Genomic DNA, 24863 nt, shown 5'->3' on the forward strand with positions numbered 1-24863 from the left:
CCGAGGAAGAGACGATGAGCGCCACTGAAACCCCTACCCGGCGATCGACCCGAGCCGACCGCACCCGAGCCAGCCGACCCACCCGACCTCCGCGCAGGTCGCCGTTCGCCCGGGGCGACGCCGAGCCCACCGGCCCGCGGGCGACGTTCCGGCAGTTGCTGCCGTTCCTGTTCGAGCATCGCCCGGTGCTCATCTGGGTCGCCGTGCTCAGCGTCGTCGGCGCACTCACGAGCCTCGCCCAGCCGCTGCTCGTGGCGCAGGTGATCGACATCGTCGAGGCGGGCGAGACGCTCGGCTGGATCGTGTGGGGCCTCGTCGCGCTCGTCATCGTGAGCGGCATCATCACGGGCTACCAGCACTACCTGCTGCAGCGCACGGGCGAGGGCGTGGTGCTCTCGAGCCGTAAGCGGCTCATCGGCAAGCTGCTGCGCCTGCCGATCGCCGAGTTCGACACCCGCCGCACCGGCGACCTCGTCTCGCGTGTCGGCAGCGACACGACCATGCTGCGGGCGGTGCTCACCCAGGGCCTCGTCGAGGCCGTCGGCGGCGCCGTCACGTTCGTCGGCGCGCTCATCGCCATGCTCATCATCGACCCCGTGCTGCTCGGCCTCACGGTGCTCGTCGTCGTGATCGCCATCACGACCGTGACCCTGCTCTCGCGCCGCGTGCGTGAGGCGTCGCATGCCGCGCAAGAGAAGGTGGGCGACGTGGCCGCATCGGTCGAGCGCGCGATCAGCGCGGTGCGCACCATCCGGGCATCGGGCGCGACCGAGCGCGAGGTGCGCGACGTCGAGGCCGAGGCCGAGGGCGCGTGGACCATGGGCGTCAAGGTCGCGAAGATCTCGGCGCTCATCGTGCCGGTGGCCGGCATCGCCATGCAGGTGTCGTTCCTCGTGGTGCTGGGCGTCGGCGGATTCCGGGTGGCTTCGGGCGCGATCACGGTGTCGGACCTCGTCGCGTTCATCCTGTTCCTGTTCATGATGATCCTGCCCCTGGGCCAGGCCTTCGGCGCGATCACCTCGGTGAACCTGGCGCTCGGCGCGCTCGGCCGCATTCAAGAGATCCTCGACCTGCCCGACGAAGACGCCCACGACCGCGAACTCGCCCCGCTCGCGCTCATGGTCGGCGACGCCAACGAGGGCGTACTGCCCGACGCCCCCGCCATCGAGTTCGACGGCGTGCACTTCGCCTATGCCACGACCCGGTCCGATCCTGCCGACCCCGCCAACGAATCGCCCGACGAGCACCAGCCCGAGCCGTCGGTCACCGACCGGCAGCCCGTGCTGCGAGGGGTGTCGTTCCAGGTGCCGCGCGGCCGGCGCATCGCCCTCGTCGGCCCCTCGGGCGCCGGCAAGTCGACGATGCTCGCACTCATCGAGCGGTTCTACGACCCGTCAGTGGGCATCGTGCGCATGGGCGGGCTCGACCTGCGCTCGATCGATCGTGCCCAGTTGCGTGCGCAGATCGGCTACGTCGAACAGGATGCCCCGGTGCTGGCCGGTTCGCTGCGCGACAACCTCAAGCTCGGCACGCCCGACGCGACCGACGCCGAGTGCGAGCACGTGCTGCGCGCCGTGAACCTCGGCTCGGTGCTCGACCGCGACCCGGCCGGGCTCGACGCGGCGGTCGGCGAAGACGGCATCATGCTTTCGGGCGGCGAGCGCCAGCGCCTCGCGATCGCCCGCGCACTGCTCGCCGCTCCCCCGATCCTGCTGCTCGACGAGTCGACCTCGTCGCTCGACGGCGTCAACGAGCGCATGATGCGCGAGGCGATCGATGCCGTGGCTTCCGGCCGCACCCTCATCGTGATCGCCCACCGGCTGTCGACGGTGATCGACTCCGACCGCATCATCGTGGTCGACGAGGGGCGCGTCATCGGCGAGGGCACCCACGCCGAGCTCGTCGCCGCCGTGCCGCTCTACCGCGAGCTCGCTGCGCACCAGCTGCTGGTCTGACCGCAGACGCTCCATCGAGTGGGCGAAGAACAACCTTCCCGGCGCAGGGAAGGTTGTTCTGCGCCCACTCGATGTGTGGCAGCGCGCGGCCGGCGGCGCGCGGCCTGACTCAGGGACATCCCGAACAAACCTCAGTGCCTGCTCGGATGGTTCGACGGCGACTCATTCGTAGCGTGGAGGAATCGCATCCGATGCTCGGATGTCACGAGCTGATTCCCCCACGGAGGACCATCATGACGATCGCCACGGTCACGGACGCGCGCAGGATCGCGCGCCTCGATGAAATTCCCGTCGACCTCATCGACGACCTGCCGGGCGCCGAAGCCGGTGCTGAGAACGCTGCGGGCACGCCGCGGAACGGTCTGGGCAACTCGTTCGACCGCATCCAGGCGGGCATCCAGGGCTGGCTGCGCCACTGGGAGCCGCAACGGCTGCCCGCGTTCACCGCCGTGCGCGACGAGATGCCCGCGAGCGACCGCGGACGCAGCGCCCTTCGCGCCGCACCGACGCAGCCCGACGGCGCCGTGCGCATCACCGCCGCACTCTACGACCCGCCCAATCGCGAGGGCGCGCCCCTCAGCTGGTCACGCAACTGGGCGAGCGTCGCGGTGCTGCCGCCCGCCCGCGACGCCGGCCGGCTCTACTATCGCTTCCGGGTGTCGAGCCGCCTCGTACTCGACGGTCAGGCCTCGCTCAGCCTCGCGTCGACGAGCGTGAACTTCGGCATCGTGCCCGACGCCGCCAAGGCGAGCCCGTTCGAGACGCACGGTTTCGCGACGCCGATCGTGCGCCCGCTGGTGGGCGTGCAGTGCCGCGAAGATCAGGATGCCTCGGCGTCGCAGGTGTTCGAAGGGTCGATCGCCGTGCGCCAGGGCGACACGCCGGCCATGGCGTTCGTGATCGGCACCGATCTGCTGTTCCAGCAGGGGTGGGTGCGCGTGCACGAGGGTTCGAGCACGTGGATCGGCACCACCGAGCCGGGCGCGAGCGGCACCATCGAGTTCCGCTATGCGCCGGCCGCGATGCTGCGCGTGCTCGGCCGACTCGACGAGCCGCACGGCGACGACGCACATTGACGCGGGCGTCTCCCATCCCGCTTCCCAGACCTCGTCGATGCAGCGCGCCACCCGGTTAGAATCACCGGATGGCGCGCTTCGTCGTCGTGCTCCCGCTCGTGCCGCTCGCCGCCGGCGACGAGTTCACGGTCGCCGACTGGCCGCTGCACGTCACCCTCGTCGAGCCCTTCGCAACCGAGCATCCGGCCGGTCTGGTCGCCGACGCGGTGCGCACGGCGACCACGGGTGCCGCGATCGTGCGCGCCACCGCCGGCGAAGGCGCGATGTTCGGCCGCCACCGCGACGTGCCGGTCACGCTCGTGCGCGACGGCGGCCAACTCGCCTCGCTTCGCACGCGAACCCTCGTCGCATTGCGCCGCGCGGGCGTCGACGTCGGCCATGTGCGCACCGACTTCCGCCCGCACGTCACTCGCAAGCACCACGGTCGGCTGCACGCCGGCGACTTGGTCGTGCTCGACATGGTCGCCCTGATCGACATGCGGCCACCCGAGGGATCGCACCACCGACGGGTCGTCGCGGCGATGGGCCTCGGCGCGTGACCGGCCGAGCCCTCAGCGCGTGATCGGCGGCGAGGCGTCGGCGTCGGCGTCACTTGCCGCCGACGCGCCGCGCTTCTGCCACGGCCACCGGCCCGAGATCTCGAGTTCGAGCGACCAGCTGAGGAACGTTCTGATGAGCACGATGATCGCGAGCACGACGACCGAGTCGAGCGTGGGCGTCACGGCGACCGTCTTGATGATGTCGGCCGCGACGAGCAGTTCGAGCCCGAGCAGGATGGCCCGGCCGAGCACGCGCTTGAATCTCGTGTAGACCGGGCTGACCCGACGCAGGCCGCGCAGCGCGGCATCGAAGATCGCGTAGAGCACGCCCACCACGATCGCGATGACGCCGAGGATGTCGATGACCTCGCCGACGATCGAGATCACGCTGCCGAACTCCACGTTGCACCTCCCCTGCCGCACACGCTAGACCCGGCGGCGGCGGGGGCGGCTGCGACGTGCCGCGCATGCAGAAGGACCGGGGCGCGCCTTCCCGTGCGCGGCCCCGGCCCTGGTCTGTGCCTGCTGTGCGGCCTACGAGTGCTGCAGGTGGTAGCGCAGGCTCGCCAGCTCGGCCTTCAGCGCGGCGGGCACGCGGTCGCCGAACTGGGCGAAGTACTCTTCGGTGAGGTCGCACTCGGCGAGCCACGAGTCGCGATCGACGTCGAACAGGTGCGACAACGTGTCATCCGTGATCTCGAGACCGTCGAGGTCGAGCGACTCGGCCGCCGGCAGCAGGCCGATCGGCGAATCGACGCTGTCGGAGGTGCCCTCGACGCGGCCGACGATCCACTCGAGCACGCGCGAGTTCTCGCCGAAGCCGGGCCACAGGAACGAACCGTCGGCGCCCTTGCGGAACCAGTTGACCTGGAAGATCTTGGGCGCCTTGTCGCCGAGCACGCGGCCCATCTTGACCCAGTGGCCCCAGTAGTCGGCCATGTTGTAGCCGCAGAACGGCAGCATCGCGAACGGGTCACGGCGCAGTTCGCCGACGGTGCCCTCGGCCGCAGCGGTCTTCTCGCTCGAGATCGTGGCGCCCATGAACACGCCGTGCTTCCACGAGCGGGCCTCGGCCACGAGCGGCACGTTCGTCGCACGACGACCGCCGAAGAGGATCGCGTCGATCGGCACGCCGTCGTGCGCGTCCCAGTCGTCGGAGATCTGCGGGCACTGCGCGGCCGCGACCGTGAACCGCGAGTTCGGGTGCGCCGCCGGGCGGCCGGACTCGGGCGTCCACGGGTTGCCCTCCCAGTCGGTGAGGTTCGCGGGCACCTTGTCGGTCAGGCCCTCCCACCAGACGTCGCCGTCGGGGCGCAGTGCGACGTTCGTGAAGATCGTGTTGCCCCAGAGCGTCTGCACGGCCGTGGGGTTGGTCGTCTCGCCGGTGCCGGGCGCGACACCGAAGAAGCCGGCCTCGGGGTTGATCGCGTAGAGGCGGCCGTCGGCGCCGGGGCGCATCCAGGCGATGTCGTCGCCGATGGTCTCGACCGACCAGCCGGGGATCGTCGGGCGCAGCATCGCGAGGTTCGTCTTGCCGCATGCCGACGGGAACGCCGCCGCCACGTGGTACGACTTGCCCTCGGGCGAGGTGATCTTGATCAGCAGCATGTGCTCGGCGAGCCAGCCCTCGTCGCGGGCCATGACGCTCGCGATGCGCAGCGCGAAGCACTTCTTCGCGAGCAGCGCGTTGCCGCCGTAGCCCGAGCCGTACGACCAGATCTCGCGCGAGTCGGGGAACTGCACGATGTACTTCGTGTCGTTGCTGGGCCATTCGACCTCGGCGCGACGGTGGCCGACGCCGTCGACGAGCGGGTAGCCCACCGAGTGCAGCGTGCGCACCCACGGTTCTCCGGCCTCGATGAGGCGGTAGACCGCGTCGCCCATGCGGGTCATGATGCCCATCGACAGCACGACGTAGGGCGAGTCGGTGATCTCGACTCCGAGCTGCGAGATCGGGCCGCCGAGCGGGCCCATCGAGAACGGCACGACGTACATCGTGCGGCCCTTCATCGAGCCGTCGAACACGTGCGTGAGCTCTTCGCGCATCTCACGCGGGTCGCGCCAGTTGTTCGTCGGGCCGGCGTCTTCTTCGTAGGTCGAGCAGATGAACGTGCGGTCTTCGACGCGGGCGACATCGGCGGGGTCGGTGCGCGCGAGGTAGCTGTTGGGGCGCCACTCGGGGTTGAGCTTGATGAGCTTGCCCTCGGCGACGAGCTGCCTCGTCAGCAGGTCGGCCTCGTGCTGCGAGCCGTCGCACCAGACGATCTCGTCGGGTTTGGTGAGGCCCGCGATCTCGTCGACCCATGCGCGCAGGGCCGGGTCGGTGGTTCCACGCTGGCGGTGAGCGCGGTCGGATGCCTCGGTGCCGGGTGCGACGTCGGAGATGGTCATCTTCGTGCCTTTCCAGTGTGTTCCAGCGGTGGCCGGAGAAGTTCGTGTTTCCAGAATGCGCCAGTTCGGGACATCCGACACTGCAATTCGCTTGTTAAGAACGGGTGATCTTTCGATATTCTTAATCCATGAAGGCAGGATCACCCGACCTCGCGACGCTGGGGCATCGCATCCGTCACTTCCGCGCCGAACGCGGGTTCACCCTCGACCAGTTGGGCGACGCGATCGGCCTGGCCGGCAGCCAGCTGTCGCTCATCGAGAACGGCAAGCGCGAGCCGAAGCTGTCGACGCTCGACGCCCTCGCGGCCGCGCTCGACGTCGAATTGGCCGACCTACTGGCCCGCGAGGCGCCGAGCCGGCGCGCCGCACTCGAGCTCGAGCTGGGACGGGCGCAGTCGAGCCCGCTCTATGCGACCCTCGGGCTTCCCGCGATCAGGCCGGGCCGGGGCATCACCGACGACACGCTCGCCGCGATCGTCGGCCTGCACCATGAGTTGCAGCGGCGCGCGAGCGAGGCGATCGCGACCCCCGAAGAGGCGCGGCGCGCCAACACCGAGCTGCGCGAGCGCATGCGAGACCGCGCCAACTACCTTCCCGACATCGAGCAACTCGCCGAAGAGCAGGTCGCCGCGGCGGGTCACCGCCAGGGTGCCCTCACGCACCGCGAGGTGAGTGTCATGGCCGAGCGACTCGGGTTCCAGCTCATCTACGTCAACGACCTGCCCGACTCGACCCGGTCGATCACCGACCTCGCGAACGGCCGCATCTACCTGCCGCCGGCGTCGATCCCGGGTGGCCACGGCCTGCGGTCGATGGCGCTGCAGGCGATGGCCCACCGGCTGCTCGGGCACACACCCCCGGCGAGCTACGTCGAGTTCCTCTGGCAGCGACTCGAGATCAACTACTTCGCGGCGGCCTGCCTCATGCCGCAAGACGCGTCGGTGGCCTTCCTCTCGCAGGCGAAGAAAGAGAAGCGGCTCGCCATCGAGGACTTCCGCGATGCGTTCGGCGTCACGCACGAAGCAGCGGCGCTGCGCTTCACGAACCTCGCGACCAAGCACCTCGACATGACCCTGCACTTCCTGCGGGTGGCCGGCGACGGCGCGCTGCAGAAGGGCTACGAGAACGACGGGCTGCCGCTGCCGACCGACGTCACCGGATCGATCGAGGGCCAGTGGGTCTGCAAGAAGTGGAGCGCACGCACCGCGTTCGAGCACACGAACCGCACGACCGAGAACTACCAGTACACCGACACACCGGCGGGCACGTTCTGGTGCGCGACGCAGACCGGGCGAACCGATGCCGCCGAGTTCTCGATCACGGTCGGCGTGCCCTTCGCGCAGGCGAAGTGGTTCCGGGGTCGCGAGACGACCGTGCGAGCCGAGTCGACGTGCCCCGACGAGAACTGCTGCCGCCGAGCCGACGATGGCCTCGCCGAGCGCTGGTCGGGCCGGGCGTGGCCGAGCGCGCGCCTGCACGCGCATGTGCTGTCGCCCCTGCCCTCGGGCACGTTCCCGGGCGTCGACGACGCCGAGGTCTACGAGTTCCTCGAGTCGCACGCCGACCTGTAGGCAGGCGCGTAGGTCGCGTACGCCCCCGTGCGCAATTCAGGTGAGCCCGCGGCGTGTCGCCGCGACACGCCGCTCGATCGCTTCGCGACACACCTTCGCGCCTGAATTGCGCACACCCAATCGCAGCCGACGGGGTTCGAGACGGGCACGGGCATCCGCTGACGCAACGAAGTGACTGTTGCATTAGTGTATGTCGCACAGTATCGTGTGAGGCATGAGCACTGATGAGACCACGACCGGGCACATCCAAGAACTGCGCCGCGGCACCGTAGTGCTCGCCTGTCTCATTCGGCTGCGCACGCCCGACTACGGGTACGCGCTGCTCGAATCGCTGAACGGGCTCGGCATCCTCGTCGACGCGAACACGCTCTACCCGCTGCTGCGCCGCCTCGAGAAGCAGGGGCTGCTCACGAGCGAGTGGAACACCGAAGAAGCGAGGCCGCGCAAGTTCTACCGCACGAGCCCCACCGGCGAGCAGCTCGCCGCCGCACTCACCACCGACTGGCGCCGCATCGACGACGCCCTCGCACGACTCGAGACCGATTCCGACACGGGAGATGCACGATGACGACCCTGACCGACCGCTACGTGTGGGCCGCCGCCCGCACCCTGCCCGAGACGCAGCGCGCCGAGTTCGACCGCGAGCTGCGCGAGCGCATCGGCGACGTGATCGATGCGCGCGTCGAGCGGGGCGCCGCCCCTGCTGACGCCGAGCACGCCGCTCTCGTCGAGCTCGGCGATCCGCTGCGGCTGGCCGCGTCCTACGTCGACCGGCCGCTGCAGCTCATCGGCCCCAAGTACTTTCTGACCTGGTGGCACCTGCTGAAGCTGTTGCTCATCATCGTGGTTCCGATCGCCGCCGCGGGCGTGCTGCTCGGCCAGGTGATCGCGGGAGCCGACGTCGGCCAGATGATCGGCACGACGATCGGAACGACGATCTCGGTCGGCGTGCACCTCTGCTTCTGGGTCACCCTCGTCTTCGCGGTGCTCGAGCGCTCGCCCGGCACGGTGCCCCTCACGACATGGACCCCCGAGCAGCTGCCGCAACCGCGCGACGACGCCCGCGCCGGGCGACTCGGCGACCTGGTCGCGTCGGTCGTGTTCCTCGTGCTCTTCGCCGTCGCGATCGTCTGGCAGCAGTCGGGCGCCGTCTGGATCGACGGCGAGCGCCAGCCGATCCCGGTGCTCGATCCCGCCCTATGGTCGTTCTGGATCCCCTGGTTCCTCGGCCTGATCGCGCTCGAGGTGGTCTTCGCGATCGTGATCTACCTGCGCGGCTGGACGTGGGTGCTCGCCGGCATCAACGTGCTGCTGACCATCGCCTTCACGGTGCCCGCACTGTGGTTGTTCCTGAGCGGCCAGTTGCTCGACCCGGCGTTCATCGAGGCGATCGGCTGGCCGTGGGGCGAGGCATCCGGCGCGACGATCGCGGTCATCGTGGTCGTCGTCATCGGCGTCACCGTGTGGGACATCATCGACGGGTTCATCAAGGCGGCACGCAATCGCGGAGGATCGGCGCTGGGCGGGTACTAGCCTCCGATCGAGTCACCTCGATCGGCCGGGAACCCCGCTCGCGAGCGACCGTATGAGGTGACTGGCGGGGATTGAACGGCGGATGTCCCGGGGCCGGCCCCGGGACATCCGTCATGTCACTTCGGCTGCATGCGGATCGCGCCGTCGAGGCGGATCGTCTCACCGTTCAGCATCGGGTTCGCGATGATCGAGCGCACGAGGGCCGCGTACTCGGTCGGATGCCCCAGCCGCGACGGGTGCGGCACCTGCGCCTCGAGCGACGAGCGCACCTCGTCGGTCATGCCTGCCATCATGGGGGTCTCGAAGATGCCGGGGGCGATCGTCACGACGCGGATGAGCAGCTTCGACAGGTCGCGTGCGATCGGCAGGGTCATCCCGGCGACGGCTGCCTTCGACGCCGAGTAGGCGGCCTGCCCGATCTGGCCCTCGAACGCGGCGACCGACGCGGTGCTCACGATGACGCCGCGTTCGGCCGTCGCGGGCCCGCCGGGCAGTGCGGCGCTGACCGGCTCGGTGGCGGCCATCGCCGCTGCGGCGAGGCGCGTGACGTTGAACGTGCCGATGAGGTTCACCCTGATAGTGCGCTCGAACGCGTCGAGCGGCGCGGGGCCGTCGCGGCCGACCGTGCGGTTCGCGGTGACGATGCCGGCGCAGTTGACGGCGACGCGCAAGGGCCCGAGCGCCGAGGCCGCTTCGACCGCAGCCTGCACCTCCGCCTCGTTCGCCACGTCGGCCGCGACGAATCGGGCCCGGTCGCCGAGCTCGGCGGCGGCCTCGTCGCCGCGAGGGCCGGGCAGGTCGACGAGCACGACGGATGCCCCGCCTTCGATGAGTGCACGCGCCGTGGCGCGCCCGAGGCCCGAGGCCCCGCCCGTGACGATCGCGGAGGCGCCGTCGATTTCCATGTGATGTCCTTTCGTCGTGGTGCTCACCCAGTGAAGTCGCGCGAATCGTCGGCAAGCCGGGTGGATGAGAACGATTTGCGCGACATCACCGGACGGGGTGGGAAGGGGCTCGGCCGGCCGGGGTGGGAGGCTGCGCCGCCGGCCTGCGGTCAGAGGCGCTCGATGATCGTGGCGTTCGCCATGCCGCCGCCCTCGCACATCGTCTGCAGTCCGTAGCGGCCGCCTGTCGCCTCGAGCTGGTTGACGAGGGTCGTGAGCAGCCTCGTGCCCGAAGACCCGAGCGCGTGGCCGAGTGCGATCGCGCCGCCGCGCGGGTTGAGCTTCGCCACATCGGCCCCGGTCTCGCGCGCCCACGCGAGCGGAACCGACGCGAACGCCTCGTTGACCTCGTACGCGTCGATGTCGTCGTGCGTGAGGCCGGCACGGTCGAGCACCTTCGCGGTCGCCGGGATCACCCCCGTCAGCATGTACAGCGGGTCGCTGCCGACCACCGAGAACGACCGGAAGCGTGCCCTCGGGGTGAGTCCCAGCTGCGACGCGCGTTCGGCGCTCATGATGAGGGCTGCGGATGCCCCGTCGGTGAGCGGCGACGAATTGCCCGGCGTGATGCGCCACTCGAGCTCGGGGAACCGCTCGGCGAGCGCGTCGGTGCGGAACGCCGGATTGAGCCCGGCGAGCGATTCGACGGATGTCGCGGGCCGCACGGTCTCGTCGGTGAGCGAGTCGACGCCCGCGATGGGAACGAGCTCGGTCGCGAACGCACCCGTCTGACCCGCGGCCGCCGCGAGCCGGTGCGAGCGGGCGGCGAACTCGTCGAGCTCGTCACGGCTGAAGCCCCACTTCGCGGCGATGAGCTCGGCCGAGACGCCCTGGTTGACGAGCCCGTCGGGGTAGCGCGCACGGATGCGAGTGCCGTAGGGGTCGGCGCCCGCGGCGCTCGAGCCGAGCGGCACGCGGCTCATCGACTCGACGCCGCACGCGATCACGATGTCGGCGTGGCCGGCGAGCACCGCCTGCGCGGCGAACGTCGCGGCCTGCTGGCTCGACCCGCATTGCCGGTCGATCGTGGTGCCAGGAACATGCTCGGGGAAACCTGCGGCGAGCACCGCGTTGCGGGTGATGTTGTAGCTCTGCTCGCCGATCTGGCTCACGCAACCGCCGATGACGTCGTCGATGAGGGCGGGGTCGAGGTCGTTGCGGTCGACGAGCGCCGTCAGCACCCCCGCCAGCAGGTCGACGGGGTGCACACCCGAGAGGATGCCTCCGGGCTTGCCCCGCCCCACAGGTGTGCGGAGGACATCGACGATGACGGCTTCAGTGCTCATTCCCTCAGCCTACGACGGTGCGAGGTGCGGATGGCCCGGGGTCGCACTGCGCCCGGGCGCACCGGCCCGGGGCATCCGTCGGCGCCCCGGAACAGGAACGTCGCGACGCCACCGGTCGCTGGTTCCTGTTCTCGTTGCTCGTGCGGCGTGTCTTCCTGTTTTCAGACCGGCGGGGGTTGCGGCTTTCAGCCCGGGACGGCTACGGCCTCGCGCGCCAGCAGCACAGGCTGCCGCTCGGGCAGCACCACCGGGTGCGTGCCGGCCATCGCCTCGATGACGCGCACGACCTGGCACGAGTAGCCGTATTCGTTGTCATACCAGACGTAGAGCACCACGTCGGTGCCGTCGGCGATGGTCGCGAGCCCATCAACGATGCCGGCACGGTTCGAGCCGACGAAGTCGGTCGAGACCACCTCGGGCGACTCGATGTAGTCGATCTGCTGGCGCAGCGGCGACGTGAGCGACACCTGGCGCAGGTACCGGTTGATTTCAGCCTTCGAAGCCGGCCGCTCGAGCTGCAGGTTCAGGATCGCGAGCGACACGTCGGGCGTCGGCACGCGGATGGCGCTGCCGGTGAGCTTGCCGGCAAGTTCGGGCAGCGCCTTCGCGACGGCCTTGGCGGCGCCGGTCTCGGTGATGACCATGTTGAGCGCGGCCGAGCGCCCGCGCCGGTCGCCCTTGTGGAAGTTGTCGATGAGGTTCTGGTCGTTCGTGAACGAGTGCACCGTCTCGACGTGCCCGCGCACGACCCCGTAGGCGTCGTTGACGGCCTTCAGCACGGGCGTGATCGCGTTCGTCGTGCACGATGCAGCCGAGAGGATGCGATCGTCGTGCGAGATGTCGTCGGCGTTGATGCCGTGCACGATGTTCTTGATCGCGCCCTTGCCCGGTGCCGTGAGCAGCACGCGCGAGACACCCGCTGACCGCAGGTGCTGCGACAGGCCCTCTTCGTCGCGCCAGCGGCCGGTGTTGTCGACGACGATCGCGTCGTCGATGCCGTAGGCGGTGTAGTCGATCGTGGCCGGGTCGTTCGAGTAGATGACCTGGATGAGGGTGCCGTTCGCGAGGATCGTGTTCGCCTGCTCGTCGACCTCGATGGTGCCCTGGAACGGACCGTGCACCGAGTCGCGGCGCAGCAGGCTGGCGCGCTTGACGAGGTCGTTCTCGCTGCCCTTGCGCACGACGATCGCGCGCAGGCGCAGGCCGTGGCCGCCGCCCGTGTGCGCGATCAGGATGCGGGCGAGCAGCCGCCCGATGCGGCCGAAGCCGTAGAGCACGACATCGGTTCCGGATGCCTCGGCCCCGGCCCGTTCGCCGGCCGGGTCGCTCGCCGCGATGATGGACTCGAGCTCGGCGCGCACGAAGTCGACCAGGTCGCGGGCGTCGCCCTCGCCGACGGCGTCGGCATAGCGGGCGACGAGTCGCGCGACGTCGATCGACGCGGGGCCCGGAACGATCTCGCGCAACGCCTCGAGCACCCGCATGGTGTCGGCGAGGTCGAGTTCGACATCACCCGCCTGCCGGGCGAAGCGGTGCGCCTTCAGCAGCTCGATGGCCGAACGGTTGATGAGCCGGCGGCCGTGGATGGAGGTCACCACCCCGTGGTCGCGGTAGAGGCCGCCGATGAGCGGGATCATGCGCTCGGCCAGCTCTTCTTTGGCGATCCACTCGGCACGTCGGGCGTCGAACTCGTGAGTCACGTTCATCCTCTCGGCCGAGTGCGCGCGGGTGGGCAGCATCGACCACGTCAGTCAGTTTGGGGTGTGCCCGTATTGTATCGGCGCATCGTTGCGCGAATCCTGTACACGCTGGCGCGAGCGGATGCCCCGACCCGCCACCGTGGCGCGGGGCATCCGCTCGTTCGGCGGGCCGTCAGGCGAGCGGCGCATCGTCGACGAACCGAATGTCGGACGCGGCGACCCGCTGCGGAACGCCCTCGAAGGCGGCGGCGCGAGCGTCGGAGTCCATGTACGCGGACTCGAGGGCGAGGAACGCCTCACGATCACCCTCGGCGCTCACGGCCCACACGAACTCGTTCGACTCGCGGATGCCGTGGGCGAACTCGATCGCGAACCCGGCGGCGGGGCGCACGAAGGGCATGGTCGACCGGAACCACGCGACGAACTCGTCGTAGGTTCCGTCGACAAGGGTGTAGCGGCGCAACTGAATCGTCTTCACCCGACAATCATGCCGTGTGGATCGCGACACGACGGCGCACAAAGTCGGAGCCGATTCTTTTGAGCCGGGAGCGAGAATCGCCATGCCGCCGAGCCATACCGTGACCTGAAGGACCCTCGTCCGAATCCATCGATCCGCAAGACAGAAAGCCGACACATGACCGTTCTCGCACCGCCTGTTCCCCGTCGACTCGTACTCGCCGATCGGGTGCTGCCGCGCAGCGTCGCCGTCGATGTCGTGCTCATCGTCGCGGGTGCCGCGCTCGTCGGCGTCTTCGCCCAGCTGTACGTCCCGCTCTGGCCGGTACCGGTGACGGGTCAGACGCTCGCAGTGCTGCTCGTCGGGTCTGCGCTCGGCGCCGTTCGGGGGGGTCTTGCGCTCACCGCGTACGCCGCCCTCGGTGCAGCCGGGCTCCCATGGTTCAGCGAGGCTTCGAGCGGCTGGGGTGTGCTCGCGGGCCCGACCGGCGGTTACATCATCGGGTTCATCGTCTCGGCCGCACTGACCGGATGGCTCGCCGAGCGCACCTGGGACCGCACGCTGTGGAAGGCGCTCGCCTGCTGCGGTGCCGGCACGCTCGCGACGTTCGCGATCGGCCTACCGTGGCTCGCGGTATTCCTCGGCTCGGTCGGCGCCCCGAACGACCTTGCGTCGGTGCTCGCCGCCGGGTTCACCCCGTTCATCATCGGCGGGGTGATCAAGACGGCGATCGCAGCGATCCTCCTGCCGCTCGCATGGAAGGCGGCCGGCCGGCTCCCGTCCCGCGCGGAGTAGCCGCGGCGGCCCGCGTCACCTGTTCGGGTAGAGTCGCTGGTGTCCGGCGCCGAATCCGACCGCGCCGGTGCTCGAAAAATGGGCACGAAGCGAGCCGCCTACGAGGTTGCGCCTGCGCGAGACACATACGGAATCTCTCACCTCCGTCATCGTCTCGAAGGACCCTCATGCCCACCGTCTCGGCGCTCGTCGCACACACCCTCTCGGCCCACATCGACCACGTCTTCGGCGTGATGGGCAACGGCAACGCCCTGTTCCTCGACGCACTCGACCGCACGTCGACGAGCTATACCGCCATGCGCCACGAGGCGGGCGGGGTGGTCGCCGCCGACGCGCACTTCCGCGCCTCGGGCCGACTCGCGGCGGCGACCGCCACCTACGGCGCCGGCTTCACGAACACGCTCACGCCGCTCGCCGAGGCCGCGCAGGCGCGCATCCCGCTCGTGCTCGTCGTCGGCGACGAGCCCACCACCGGCTCGCGGCCGTGGGACGTCGACCAGATCGCGATGGCCTCGGGCGTCGGCGCACGCACGTTCACGGTCGGGCGAACGGATGTCGCGGCCACGACCGTGCTCGCCATCGAGCACGCGCTGGCCAATCGCACGGCGGCCGTGCTCGCGATTCCCTATGACGTCGCGGGCCTCGAGGTCGGCGAGGCCGACGAGCGAGCGGATGCCGCGACTCGGGCCCTCGACGAATCGGCCGCGGTCGCGACATCCGCGAGCGCTCCCGCCCTGCCCTCGCTGCGCCTGCCCGCGCCGATGACCCCGAAGGGCGAGTTCGCCACCCGGGTGCTCGTCGACGCGGTCGCCGCGATCGCCACGGCGCGGCGCCCGCTGCTGCTCGCCGGGCGCGGGGCGTGGCTCGCCGGCGCGGGCGATGCGCTCGGCGCACTCGCCGACGCCACGGGTGCCCTCACCCTGACGACCGCGCTCGGGCGCGGCGTGTTCCCCGACGACCGCTACGACCTCGGCGTGGCCGGCGGCTTCGGTGCCGAGGGCGCGATGCAGCTCGTGCGCGAGGCCGACGTGGCCATCGTGTTCGGCGCGTCTCTCAACCAGTTCACGATGCGCTTCGGCGAGCTCTTCGCGCCCGGCACCCGCGTGGTGCAGGTCGACGTCGCCGCGACAGCGACGCACCCGAACGTGTCGTCGTTCCTCCGCGCCGACGCCGGGGTGATCGCACGCGCCCTGGTCGACGAGCTGCGCGTGACGGGTGCGTCGCCGTCGGGCTGGCGCGAGTCGGTCGATGTCGGAGCCGCACGCGCGTACGACCCGGGCGACGCCGTGGCATCCGACAGTCGGCTCGACCCGCGCAGCGTCGCCGCCCGCATCGGCGAGCTGCTGCCCGAAGATCGGATCGTGGTCAGCGACGGCGGCCACTTCATCGGCTGGGCGAACATGTACTGGCCCGTGGCCTCGCCCGACCGCATGATCATGGTCGGCACGGCGTTCCAGTCGATCGGCCTCGGCTTTCCGAGCGTTCCGGGCGCAGCGCTCGCCCGGCCCGAGTCGACGATCGTGCTCACGACCGGCGACGGCGGCGGGCTCATGGCGCTCGCCGACCTCGAGAGCGCGGTGCGCGTCGCCGGCGGCCGGGGGCTTGCGGTCGTCTGGAACGACGCCGCCTACGGCGCCGAGGTGAACCTCTACGGCCTGAAGGGCCTCGCCGAGGCGCCCATGCTCATCCCCGAGACCGACTTCGCAGGTCTCGCCGCGGCGGTCGGCGCCGAGGGCGTCGTCGTGCGAGAGCTCGCCGACCTCGACGCGCTCGCGCGCTGGGCCGAACGCCCGGCCGACGAGCGCCGGTTCCTGATGCTCGACTGCCGCATCTCGGGCCGGGTGGTCGCGCCGTACCAGCAGGAGATCATCCGCGTGAACAGCTGACGTTCTCGTCTCTCGAACGAGCGGATGCCCCGGCCGAGCATTCGGCACTGGGCATCCGCTTCTCACCCGCTTCCAGCCATCCGGGGGTGCATTTCCGCCAGTTGCGAGTCGGTTTGCACCGATTTGTGGCGGGAATCCACCCCCGGAACGGGGAGCGCGGGGCGCTACTTCTCCCAGATGAAGTGGCGGCGCGACTGCTCCGCCTCGGCGTCGGGTCCGAGCGGGATGCCCGTGCGGTCGCGCAGCAGCAGAGTGGCTGCGAATGCGACGATCATGACGCCGGCGATGTAGAACGCGACCGAGTTGGCCGTGCCGGTCGTCGCAACGAGCCAGGCCGCGATCGTCGGGGCGAACGCGCCGCCGATGATGGCACCGATCGCGTAGGTGATCGAGACGCCCGAATAGCGGATCGACGCCGGGAAGAGTTCGGTGAAGTAGGCCGCCTGCTGGCCGTAGGTGAACCCGTTGCCGATCGCGAAGAGCGAGACGCCGAGGAACAGCAGCCAGGGGTTGCCCGTCGTCGCGAGCGGGAACAGCAGGAACACGGTCGCGAGGAACGCGATCCAGCCGATGATGTAGGTGTTGCGCCGGCCGATGCGGTCTGAGACGATTCCGGCCGCGAAGGTCGTGATGAGCCAGACGACGGATGCCCCGGCCACGGCCAGCAGCACGGGCGTGCGCTCCATGCCGACGAGACCGCCCTCTTCGATGGGCATCGTCGCGTAGTTCTGCAGGTATCCGCCGGTGGTCATGTAGCCCGCGGCGTTGTTGCCCGCGAACGTGAGCGCGGCGAGCAGCACGAGCAGCCAGTGCTTGCTGAACAGTGTGAGGATCGGGGTCTTCGCCTTCTCCTTCTTCGCGGCGATCTCCTGGAAGACCGGGCTCTCGTCGACGGCTCGGCGCACGACGATGCCGACGATGATGAGCACGAAGCTCAGCAGGAACGGGATGCGCCAGCCCCACTCGAGGAAGGCCTCGCCGGGTGAGATCCAGCCGGTCATGATCGCGAGCACGCCCGAGGCGAGCAGCAGGCCGATCGGCACCCCGATCTGCGGGAACGCGCCGTACCGGCCGCGCCGACCGTCGGGCGAGTGCTCGACGGCCATGAGCACGGCGCCGCCCCACTCGCCGCCGGTCGAGAGACCCTGCAGGATGCGCAGCAGCACGAGCAGGATCGGCGCGGCGATGCCGATCTGCTCGTACGTCGGCAGCACGCCGATGAGCGTCGTCGCCGCACCCATGAGGATGAGGGTGATGACGAGCATCGCCTTACGGCCGATCTTGTCGCCGTAGTGCCCGGCGAGGAACGCGCCGAGCGGTCGGAACAGGAAGCTGACGCCGACGGTCGCGAACGCCAGGATCGTTGCGAACTGCGGTCCGGCCGGCGCGAAGAACAACGAGCCGAACACGAGGCCGGCGGCGCTCGCGTACAGGAAGAAGTCGTACCACTCGATGGTGGTACCGATGACGGTGGCGAATGCGACGCGCCGAAGCTCGTGCTGTCTCGTCTTGGGGTGGAACTCAGTGCCGGATGTCGCGGTCATGGCGGTGTTCGACTCCTCTGTCGGGTCCGCGGGCGGGGGTTGGCCGTAATGTCTCGGATGGCTTTCCGAGCGTGGCGTGTTTCCGAGAATGATATACGATTTCGAATACAGCGCAACCGATCTGCAGACGGATGCCCCTTCCGGGCCAGCATCGTATACGATCGCACCAGCAACCTCGACGACGAAGTGGAGCTCCACGTGCTCGATCCCTCCCGTATCTCGGCGATCGCCGAAGAGCTCGCCACCGCCGAGCGCGACCGCACCACGGTGCCGCTGCTCACGGCGCGCAATCCAGGCATGACCGTCGACGACGCGTACGCCGTGCAGAAGCGCTGGGCCGACTCGCGGCGCGAGGCGGGCGCGAGGCTCGTCGGCCGCAAGATCGGCCTCACCTCGAAGGTGATGCAGGTCGCCACCGGTATCACCGAGCCCGACTACGGCGTGATCTTCGACGACATGGTGCTCGAGTCCGGCGCATCCGTCGAGTTCGACCGCTTCTCGAACGTGCGCATCGAGGTCGAACTCGCGTTCGTGCTCTCGAAGCCCCTCGAGGGCCCGCACGTCACCGTCTTCGACGTGCTCGATGCGACGGCCTATGTCGTGCCGGCGCTCGAGATCCTGAACTCGCACATCGAGCTGCAGGGGCGCACGATCGTCGACACGATCAGCGACAACGCGGCCATGGGCGCCATGGTCGTCGGCGGCCGGCCCGTGAAGGTCGACGAGGTCGACCTGCGCTGGGTGTCGGCGTTGCTCTACCGCAACCAGACCATCGAGGAGTCGGGCGTCGCCGCGGCCGTGCTCGGCCACCCCGCCATGGGCGTCGCCTGGCTCGCGAACAAGCTCGCACAGCACGGGCAGTCGCTCGGCGAGGGCGAGATGATCCTGGCCGGGTCGTTCACCCGGCCGATGTGGGTCGAGCGCGGCGACACCGTGCACGCCGATTACGCACAGTTGGGGGCGGTCACATGCCGGTTCGAGTGAATCTTCCCGAGACGTTCGCCGCACGCGTCGCCGAAGCCTCCCGGCCGCAGGTCGGCATGTGGGTGTGCTCGGGCAGCCCGATCATGGCCGAGATCGCCGCCGGTAGCGGGCTCGACTGGGTGCTCATCGACGCCGAGCACTCCCCCAACGGCCTCGAGTCGATCCTCGGGCAGCTCTATGCGATGTCGGCCTACCCCGTCGCCCCCGTCGTGCGCCCGCCGATCGGCGACGTCGTCGTCATCAAGCAGTACCTCGACCTCGGCGTGCAGAACCTGCTCGTGCCCATGGTCGACTCGGCCGAGCAGGCCGCCGAGCTCGTGCGGGCGGTGCGGTATCCGGGCGGCGGTGTTCGCGGCGTGGGGGCATCGCTCGCCCGGTCGTCGCGGTGGAACCGGGTCGACGACTACCTGCAGAACGCGTCGACCACGATCAGCCTCACCGTGCAGATCGAGTCGGCGACGGCGGTCGCGGTGGCTGCCGAGATCGCCGCGGTCGACGGGGTCGATGCGCTCTTCGTGGGGCCGGCCGACCTCGCGGCCTCCATGGGCGTGCTCGGGCAGCAGAGCCACCCCGATGTCGTCGCCGCCGTGCTGTCGTCGATCGAGGCCGGACGCGCCGCGGGCAAGCCCGTCGGCGTCAACGCGTTCGTGCCCGAAGACGCCGAGCGATACCTCGCCGCCGGGGCATCGTTCGTCGCCGTGGGCGCCGACGTGGCCATTCTGGCGCGCGCGAGCGAGGCGCTCGCCGACCGCTTCATCCGAGCGGATGCCCCGGGCTCCGACACTCCCGCGGGCCCCGACTCCCCCCGCACAAGCTACTGACGGCCGGTGAGTCGAGTGGGCGATCTCGGCGGTTCGGCGGCCCGAAGCCGCGCTAAGATCGCCCACTCGACAGGGTCGGCCAGATCGTATATCATTTCAGATATCGAGAGACGAGGACGTCTATGACGAACGACTTCACCGCCACGGGCGCCGGCGCGATCCCGACGCCGGGCAAGATCATCGCCGTGCACCTCAATTACCCGTCGCGGGCTGCCCAGCGCGGTCGAACCCCCGCCCAGCCGAGCTACTTCATCAAGCCCTCCTCGTCGATCGCGGCATCGGGCGGCACGCTCGAACGCCCGGCCGGCACCGAACTGCTCGCCTTCGAGGGCGAGATCGCACTCATCATCGGCGAGCCCGCGCGGCGCGTGACGCCCGAGCGCGGCTGGAGCCACGTGGCATCCGTCACCGCCGCCAACGATCTCGGCGTCTACGACCTGCGTGCCGCCGACAAGGGCTCGAACGTGCGCTCGAAGGGCGGCGACGGGTTCACCCCGCTCGGCCCGGCCACGATCCCCACCGACGGCATCGGCGAAGACGCATGGCGCGTGCGCACCTGGGTCAACGGCGAACTGGTGCAGGATGACTCGTCGTCGACGCTGCTCTTTCCCTTCGGCCGGCTCGTGGCCGACCTGTCGCAGCTCATGACGCTCGACACCGGCGACGTGATCCTCACCGGCACGCCGGCAGGATCGTCGGTCATCGTGCCGGGCGATGTCGTCGAGGTCGAGGTCGACGCCCCCGAGGCGCCCGGGGCGCCGTCGACGGGCCGGCTCGTGACCACCGTCACCCAGGGCAGCGCCGAGTTCGGCGACTTCGGCACCAAGCCGGCGGTCGACGACCTGCAGCGGGTCGAGGCGTGGGGCAGCGAGGCCGAGCTCGCGGCGGCGGTCGCCGCCGGGCGGGCGAGCGCCGGTCGAGTAGCGGCGCCGGATGCGACGCGTATCGAGACCCCGTCACCTGGTCTCGATACGCGTCCTCCTTCGTCGGGCGCTACTCGACCGACGGAGGAACCGACTTCGTCGGGCGCTATTCGACCGACGGCGCTCACCGACGAGGTGCGCGAGCTCATCAGCTCGACCGCCGTCGCGACCCTCAGCGTCGCGCTGCGCAAGCGCGGCTACCACGACATCTTCATCGAGGGCGTCACGCCCAACCACCCGGGCGACCGAATTCTGGGCACGGCGAAGACGCTGCGGTTCATCCCGTTCCGTCCCGACCTGTTCACGCAGCACGGCGGCGGGTTCAACGCGCAGAAGCTCGCGTTCGACACCGTCGAACCGGGCGAGGTGCTCGTGGTCGAGGCCCGCGGCGAGCGCGGGACCGGAACCGTGGGCGACGTGCTCGCGTTGCGCGCGCAGGTGCGCGGCGCGGCCGGCATCGTCACCGACGGCGGCGTGCGAGACTTCGACGCGGTCGCCGGCTTCGAGATCCCGGTGTACTCGCAGGGCCCGCATCCGAGCGTGCTCGGACGCAAGCACGTGCCGTGGGAGGTCGACGTCACGATCGCGTGCGGCGGCGCGGCCGTGCAGCCGGGTGACGTCATCGTCGGCGACGGCGACGGCGTCATCGTGATCCCGCCGCACCTCGTCGCCGAGGTGGCCGCCGAGGCGGCCGAGCAGGAGCGCCGAGACGCCTACGTCGCCGAACAGGTCGCCGGAGGGGCATCCGTCGACGGATTGTTCCCCATGAACGCCGACTGGCTCGCGCGTTACGAGGCCGGTCGCAGCGGTCGCGAAACGCGTCCGGCTTCGCCGGGCGCTCGTCGGCCCACGGAGGGGTCGCGGTGAGTGCCGAGAGCAAGTCGCAGCGGGCCTACCGCTTCATCCGCGCGCGCATCGATGACGGCCGCTACGTGCCGGGCTACCGGCTCGTGCTGGGGTCGATCGCCCGCGAGCTCGACGTGAGCGTCGTGCCCGTGCGCGAGGCGATCCGCCGGCTCGAGGCCGAGGGGCTCGTGACGTTCGAGCGCAACGTCGGCGCCCAGGTCGCCCTCATCAAAGAGACCGAGTACCTGCACACGATGCAGACGCTCGCGCTCGTCGAGGGTTCGGCCACCGCGCTGTCGGCGGCGCTCCTCACCCCCGACCACCTGCGCCGGGCGCGCGAGGTCAACGAGCGCATGCGCCGCACGCTCGACGACTTCGAGCCGCACCGGTTCACCGAGCTCAACCTCGAATTCCACTCGGTGCTGTTCGAGGAGTGCCCGAACCCGCACATCCTCGACCTCGTGCACCGCGGCTGGAACCGCATGAAGGTGCTGCGCGACTCGTCGTTCAGCTTCGTGCCCGGCCGCGCGCGCGAGTCGGTCGACGAGCACGACCGCATCCTCGACCTCATCGAGACGGGCGCCGACCCGCTCGACATCGAACTCGCGGCGCGCCGGCACCGCACCGCCACGCTCGACGCGGTGCTCGCCTACCAGGGCGAGCACAAGCCACACGCGACGGATGTCCCGGACGCCGGGTCATCCGCCATCTCAGCCTGAATCCACCCACCGATCGGAGAACATCCGCCATGACGCATCACATCCCCGAGGGACTGCCCGACCGCATCCGCCACTACATCGACGGCGAGTTCGTCGACTCGGTCGGCGGCGAGACGTTCGACGTGCTCGACCCGGTGTCGAACGAGACCTACGTGCAGGCGGCCGCAGGCCAGAAGGCCGACATCGACCGCGCCGTCGCCGCCGCCCGTCGCGCGTTCACCGAGGGCCCGTGGCCGCGCATGCTGCCGCGCGAGCGCTCGCGCGTGCTGCACAACATCGCGAACATCGTCGAGTCCCGCGACGCGCGGCTGGCCGAGCTGGAGTCGTTCGACTCGGGCCTGCCGATCACGCAGGCGCTCGGCCAGGCGCGGCGTGCCGCCGAGAACTTCCGGTTCTTCGCCGACCTGATCGTCGCGCAGGCCGACGACACCTACAAAGTGCCGGGCCGTCAGATCAACTACGTCAACCGCAAGCCGATCGGCGTCGCCGGGCTCATCACGCCGTGGAACACACCGTTCATGCTGGAGTCGTGGAAGCTCGGCCCGGCCCTCGCCACCGGCAACACGGTCGTGCTGAAGCCCGCCGAGTTCACGCCGCTGTCGGCGTCGCTGTGGGCGGGGATCTTCGAGGAGGCCGGACTGCCGAAGGGCGTGTTCAACCTCGTCAACGGGCTCGGCGAAGAGGCGGGCGATGCGCTCGTGAAGCATCCCGACGTGCCCCTCATCTCGTTCACCGGCGAGAGCTCGACCGGATCGCTGATCTTCGGCAACGCGGCGCCGTACCTCAAGGGCCTCTCGATGGAGCTCGGCGGCAAGTCGCCGGCCGTGGTGTTCGCCGACGCCGACCTCGACGCCGCGATCGACGCGACGATCTTCGGGGTGTTCTCGCTGAACGGCGAGCGGTGCACGGCCGGTTCGCGCATCCTCGTCGAGCGCCCGGTGTACGACGAGTTCGTCGAGCGCTATGCCGCGCAGGCGAAGCGCGTCGTCGTGGGCGACCCGCACGACCCGAAGACCGAGGTGGGCGCACTCGTGCACCCCGAGCACTACGACAAGGTCATGAGCTACGTCGAGATCGGCAAGACCGAGGGTCGCCTGGTCGCCGGCGGCGGGCGGCCAGAGGGCTTCCCGACGGGTAACTACGTCGCCCCGACGGTGTTCGCGGACGTCGCGCCCGACGCCCGCATCTTCCAGGAGGAGATCTTCGGGCCGGTCGTGGCGATCACCCCGTTCGACACCGACGAGGAGGCGCTCGAACTCGCCAACGGCGTCAGGTACGGGCTCGCCGCCTACATCTGGACCAACGACCTCAAGCGCGCGCACAACTTCTCGCAAGCGGTCGAGGCCGGCATGGTCTGGCTCAACTCGAACAACGTGCGCGACCTGCGCACCCCGTTCGGCGGGGTCAAGGCCTCGGGTCTCGGGCACGAGGGCGGCTACCGCTCGATCGACTTCTACACCGACCAGCAGGCCGTGCACATCACCCTCGGCGCCGTGCACAACCCCACGTTCGGCAAGGCCGAGCACCACAACGTGACCGACCTCGACGACCCCGACCCGCGCTGAGCTGCGACATCCGCTTCTTTCACATCGATCTCAGGCAAGGACGCTGACATGACCAACCGCGACGACATGACCCTCACCTCCTCGGGCTTCTACGTGAGCCAGGAGGCGCCGATCCACACCGACAACCCCATCCCGACGCCCTCGGCCCCGGCGCCCGACATCCTGCGCTGCGCGTACATGGAGCTCGTCGTCACCGACCTCGAGCGTTCGCGGAACTTCTACGTCGACGTGCTCGGCCTGACCGTGACCGAGGAAGACGAGAACGTCGTCTATCTGCGCAGCCTCGAGGAGTTCATCCACCACAACCTCGTGCTGCGCAAGGGCCCCGTCGCGGCGGTCGCCGCGTTCTCGTACCGCGTGCGCACGCCGGAAGACCTCGACAGGGCGGTTGCGTTCTATGAAGAACTCGGATGCCGCGTCGAACGCCGCGCCGAGGGTTGGACGAAGGGCATCGGTGAATCGGTGCGCGTCGAGGACCCGCTCGGCTTCCCGTACGAGTTCTTCCACGACGTCGAGCACGTCGAGCGTCTCGCGTGGCGGTACGACCTCTACACGCCGGGCGCCCTGGTACGCCTCGACCACTTCAACCAGGTCACGCCCGATGTGCCCCGCGCGGTGAACTTCATGCAGTCGCTCGGGTTCCGCGTCACCGAGGACATCCAGGACGATGAGGGCACGGTCTACGCGGCGTGGATGCGGCGAAAGCCCACCGTGCACGACACCGCGATGACGGGCGGCGACGGCCCGCGCATGCACCACGTCGCGTTCTCGACGCATGAGAAGCACAACATTCTCGCGATCTGCGACAAGCTCGGAGCGCTGCGCATGAGCGACCGCATCGAGCGCGGCCCCGGCCGGCACGGCGTCTCGAACGCGTTCTACCTGTACCTGCGCGACCCCGACGGCCACCGCGTCGAGATCTACACGCAGGACTACTACACCGGCGACCCCGACAACCCCGTCGTCACCTGGGACGTGCACGACAACCAGCGCCGCGACTGGTGGGGCAACCCCGTCGTGCCCTCGTGGTACACCGAGGCGTCGCTCGTGCTCGACCTCGACGGCAACCCGAAGGAGGTCGTGGCGCGCACCGACGCGAGCGAGATGGCGGTGACGATCGGCGCCGACGGCTTCTCGTACACCCGCGCCGACGAGGGCGAGGAGTCGATGCCCGAGTGGAAGAAGGGCGAGTACAAGCTCGGCCACCAGCTGTGAGGATTCCGCCGGTCGAATAGGTGCGCTCGGCGCGGATCTGCCGCGCGGGTGGTTGCCCGTTCAGGGGATTCTTGAGACACGCCGTGTCAGCGGCCTCACCGGGCCGCGTGTCG

21 protein-coding genes are annotated in these 24863 nt (G+C 69.9%); 14 read left to right on the forward strand and 7 right to left on the reverse strand.

Going from position 1 to position 24863, the window contains the following annotated elements:
* The first annotated feature begins 14 nt into the window (after positions 1–14).
* From ABD164_RS16455 to ABD164_RS16465, 3 genes are all read left to right on the forward strand, one after another.
* A complete protein-coding gene (locus ABD164_RS16455) occupies positions 15–1955 on the forward strand; it encodes an ABC transporter ATP-binding protein (RefSeq protein WP_344297514.1) in 1941 nt (646 codons plus the stop codon).
* 233 nt (positions 1956–2188) lie between these two features.
* Positions 2189–3031, forward strand: a complete 843-nt coding sequence (locus ABD164_RS16460; RefSeq protein WP_344297516.1) for a hypothetical protein — start codon at positions 2189–2191, stop codon at positions 3029–3031.
* 68 nt (positions 3032–3099) lie between these two features.
* Positions 3100–3570, forward strand: coding sequence for a 2'-5' RNA ligase family protein (locus ABD164_RS16465; protein WP_344297518.1), 471 nt, complete (start codon positions 3100–3102; stop codon positions 3568–3570).
* A 12-nt stretch (positions 3571–3582) separates the two neighbouring features.
* Here the strand turns inward: ABD164_RS16465 and ABD164_RS16470 are convergent, their stop codons facing one another.
* Positions 3583–3972, reverse strand: coding sequence for a DUF1622 domain-containing protein (locus ABD164_RS16470; protein ID WP_344297520.1), 390 nt, complete (start codon positions 3970–3972; stop codon positions 3583–3585).
* A gap of 132 nt (positions 3973–4104) precedes the next feature.
* Complete coding sequence (locus ABD164_RS16475; RefSeq protein ID WP_344297522.1) at positions 4105–5961, reverse strand: phosphoenolpyruvate carboxykinase (GTP); 1857 nt, start codon at positions 5959–5961, stop codon at positions 4105–4107.
* A gap of 128 nt (positions 5962–6089) precedes the next feature.
* Here ABD164_RS16475 and ABD164_RS16480 point away from each other — a divergent pair, with 128 nt between their 5' ends.
* The 3 genes from ABD164_RS16480 to ABD164_RS16490 all read left to right on the forward strand — a co-directional run bounded on the left by ABD164_RS16480 (position 6090) and on the right by ABD164_RS16490 (position 9065).
* Positions 6090–7532 carry a helix-turn-helix domain-containing protein gene (locus ABD164_RS16480; RefSeq protein WP_344297524.1) on the forward strand — a complete coding sequence of 481 codons (1443 nt, stop codon included), beginning with the start codon at positions 6090–6092 and terminating at the stop codon, positions 7530–7532.
* 214 nt (positions 7533–7746) lie between these two features.
* A complete protein-coding gene (locus ABD164_RS16485) occupies positions 7747–8100 on the forward strand; it encodes a PadR family transcriptional regulator (RefSeq protein WP_344297526.1) in 354 nt (117 codons plus the stop codon).
* A complete protein-coding gene (locus ABD164_RS16490) occupies positions 8097–9065 on the forward strand; it encodes a permease prefix domain 1-containing protein (RefSeq protein ID WP_344297527.1) in 969 nt (322 codons plus the stop codon). Before ABD164_RS16485 ends, ABD164_RS16490 begins: the two co-directional genes overlap by 4 nt.
* A gap of 116 nt (positions 9066–9181) precedes the next feature.
* Here ABD164_RS16490 and ABD164_RS16495 read toward each other — a convergent pair whose 3' ends face one another.
* From ABD164_RS16495 to ABD164_RS16510, 4 genes are all read right to left on the reverse strand, one after another.
* Entirely contained in the window at positions 9182–9970 is a 789-nt protein-coding gene (locus tag ABD164_RS16495) for an SDR family NAD(P)-dependent oxidoreductase (RefSeq protein ID WP_344297529.1), read from the reverse strand.
* Between the two features lie 149 nt (positions 9971–10119).
* Positions 10120–11295, reverse strand: a complete 1176-nt coding sequence (locus tag ABD164_RS16500) for a thiolase family protein (protein ID WP_344297531.1) — start codon at positions 11293–11295, stop codon at positions 10120–10122.
* A 185-nt stretch (positions 11296–11480) separates the two neighbouring features.
* Entirely contained in the window at positions 11481–12995 is a 1515-nt protein-coding gene (locus ABD164_RS16505) for a glyceraldehyde-3-phosphate dehydrogenase (protein ID WP_344297533.1), read from the reverse strand.
* A 172-nt stretch (positions 12996–13167) separates the two neighbouring features.
* Positions 13168–13473, reverse strand: coding sequence for a hypothetical protein (locus ABD164_RS16510; protein ID WP_344297535.1), 306 nt, complete (start codon positions 13471–13473; stop codon positions 13168–13170).
* A gap of 156 nt (positions 13474–13629) precedes the next feature.
* Between ABD164_RS16510 and ABD164_RS16515 the strand changes: the two genes are divergently transcribed.
* Together ABD164_RS16515 and ABD164_RS16520 are read left to right on the forward strand one after the other, a co-directional pair.
* Positions 13630–14247 carry a biotin transporter BioY gene (locus ABD164_RS16515; RefSeq protein WP_344297537.1) on the forward strand — a complete coding sequence of 206 codons (618 nt, stop codon included), beginning with the start codon at positions 13630–13632 and terminating at the stop codon, positions 14245–14247.
* Between the two features lie 167 nt (positions 14248–14414).
* Positions 14415–16133, forward strand: a complete 1719-nt coding sequence (locus ABD164_RS16520) for a thiamine pyrophosphate-binding protein (RefSeq protein ID WP_344297539.1) — start codon at positions 14415–14417, stop codon at positions 16131–16133.
* A gap of 164 nt (positions 16134–16297) precedes the next feature.
* Here ABD164_RS16520 and ABD164_RS16525 read toward each other — a convergent pair whose 3' ends face one another.
* A complete protein-coding gene (locus ABD164_RS16525; protein WP_344297541.1) occupies positions 16298–17677 on the reverse strand; it encodes an MFS transporter in 1380 nt (459 codons plus the stop codon).
* A 198-nt stretch (positions 17678–17875) separates the two neighbouring features.
* Here ABD164_RS16525 and hpaH point away from each other — a divergent pair, with 198 nt between their 5' ends.
* From hpaH to hpaD, 6 genes are all read left to right on the forward strand, one after another.
* Positions 17876–18661: a 2-oxo-hept-4-ene-1,7-dioate hydratase gene (gene hpaH / locus ABD164_RS16530; protein WP_344297543.1), complete on the forward strand. Its 786-nt coding sequence runs from the start codon at positions 17876–17878 to the stop codon at positions 18659–18661.
* Positions 18646–19482, forward strand: coding sequence for an aldolase/citrate lyase family protein (locus ABD164_RS16535; protein ID WP_344297545.1), 837 nt, complete (start codon positions 18646–18648; stop codon positions 19480–19482). Before hpaH ends, ABD164_RS16535 begins: the two co-directional genes overlap by 16 nt.
* Before the next feature lie 122 nt (positions 19483–19604).
* Positions 19605–21272 (forward strand): fumarylacetoacetate hydrolase family protein, encoded by a 1668-nt coding sequence (locus ABD164_RS16540; protein WP_344297547.1) that lies wholly within the window; start codon positions 19605–19607, stop codon positions 21270–21272.
* Positions 21269–21970 carry a GntR family transcriptional regulator gene (locus ABD164_RS16545; protein WP_344297549.1) on the forward strand — a complete coding sequence of 234 codons (702 nt, stop codon included), beginning with the start codon at positions 21269–21271 and terminating at the stop codon, positions 21968–21970. Before ABD164_RS16540 ends, ABD164_RS16545 begins: the two co-directional genes overlap by 4 nt.
* A 29-nt stretch (positions 21971–21999) precedes the next feature.
* On the forward strand, positions 22000–23535 hold the full coding sequence (gene hpaE, locus ABD164_RS16550) for a 5-carboxymethyl-2-hydroxymuconate semialdehyde dehydrogenase (protein WP_344297551.1): 1536 nt from the start codon (positions 22000–22002) through the stop codon (positions 23533–23535).
* Positions 23536–23583: 48 nt separating this feature from the next.
* Entirely contained in the window at positions 23584–24750 is a 1167-nt protein-coding gene (hpaD, locus tag ABD164_RS16555) for a 3,4-dihydroxyphenylacetate 2,3-dioxygenase (RefSeq protein ID WP_344297553.1), read from the forward strand.
* The last annotated feature ends 113 nt before the right edge of the window (positions 24751–24863 follow it).

This window comes from Agromyces neolithicus (assembly GCF_039529735.1).
Taxonomy (GTDB): Bacteria; Actinomycetota; Actinomycetes; order Actinomycetales; family Microbacteriaceae; genus Agromyces; species Agromyces neolithicus.

What these genes read in the sequence shown, in the direction of transcription:
- ABD164_RS16540 (WP_344297547.1), top strand. Translation starts at nt 19,605, where the DNA reads ATGACGAACGACTTCACCGCCACGGGCGCCGGCGCGATCCCGACGCCG.
- hpaD (WP_344297553.1), top strand. Translation starts at nt 23,584, where the DNA reads ATGACCAACCGCGACGACATGACCCTCACCTCCTCGGGCTTCTACGTG.
- ABD164_RS16480 (WP_344297524.1), top strand. Translation starts at nt 6,090, where the DNA reads ATGAAGGCAGGATCACCCGACCTCGCGACGCTGGGGCATCGCATCCGT.
- hpaE (WP_344297551.1), top strand. Translation starts at nt 22,000, where the DNA reads ATGACGCATCACATCCCCGAGGGACTGCCCGACCGCATCCGCCACTAC.
- ABD164_RS16465 (WP_344297518.1), top strand. Translation starts at nt 3,100, where the DNA reads ATGGCGCGCTTCGTCGTCGTGCTCCCGCTCGTGCCGCTCGCCGCCGGC.
- ABD164_RS16515 (WP_344297537.1), top strand. Translation starts at nt 13,630, where the DNA reads ATGACCGTTCTCGCACCGCCTGTTCCCCGTCGACTCGTACTCGCCGAT.
- ABD164_RS16495 (WP_344297529.1), bottom strand. Translation starts at nt 9,970, where the DNA reads ATGGAAATCGACGGCGCCTCCGCGATCGTCACGGGCGGGGCCTCGGGC.
- ABD164_RS16535 (WP_344297545.1), top strand. Translation starts at nt 18,646, where the DNA reads ATGCCGGTTCGAGTGAATCTTCCCGAGACGTTCGCCGCACGCGTCGCC.
- ABD164_RS16475 (WP_344297522.1), bottom strand. Translation starts at nt 5,961, where the DNA reads ATGACCATCTCCGACGTCGCACCCGGCACCGAGGCATCCGACCGCGCT.
- ABD164_RS16520 (WP_344297539.1), top strand. Translation starts at nt 14,415, where the DNA reads ATGCCCACCGTCTCGGCGCTCGTCGCACACACCCTCTCGGCCCACATC.
- ABD164_RS16485 (WP_344297526.1), top strand. Translation starts at nt 7,747, where the DNA reads ATGAGCACTGATGAGACCACGACCGGGCACATCCAAGAACTGCGCCGC.
- ABD164_RS16460 (WP_344297516.1), top strand. Translation starts at nt 2,189, where the DNA reads ATGACGATCGCCACGGTCACGGACGCGCGCAGGATCGCGCGCCTCGAT.
- ABD164_RS16525 (WP_344297541.1), bottom strand. Translation starts at nt 17,677, where the DNA reads ATGACCGCGACATCCGGCACTGAGTTCCACCCCAAGACGAGACAGCAC.
- ABD164_RS16455 (WP_344297514.1), top strand. Translation starts at nt 15, where the DNA reads ATGAGCGCCACTGAAACCCCTACCCGGCGATCGACCCGAGCCGACCGC.
- ABD164_RS16490 (WP_344297527.1), top strand. Translation starts at nt 8,097, where the DNA reads ATGACGACCCTGACCGACCGCTACGTGTGGGCCGCCGCCCGCACCCTG.
- ABD164_RS16500 (WP_344297531.1), bottom strand. Translation starts at nt 11,295, where the DNA reads ATGAGCACTGAAGCCGTCATCGTCGATGTCCTCCGCACACCTGTGGGG.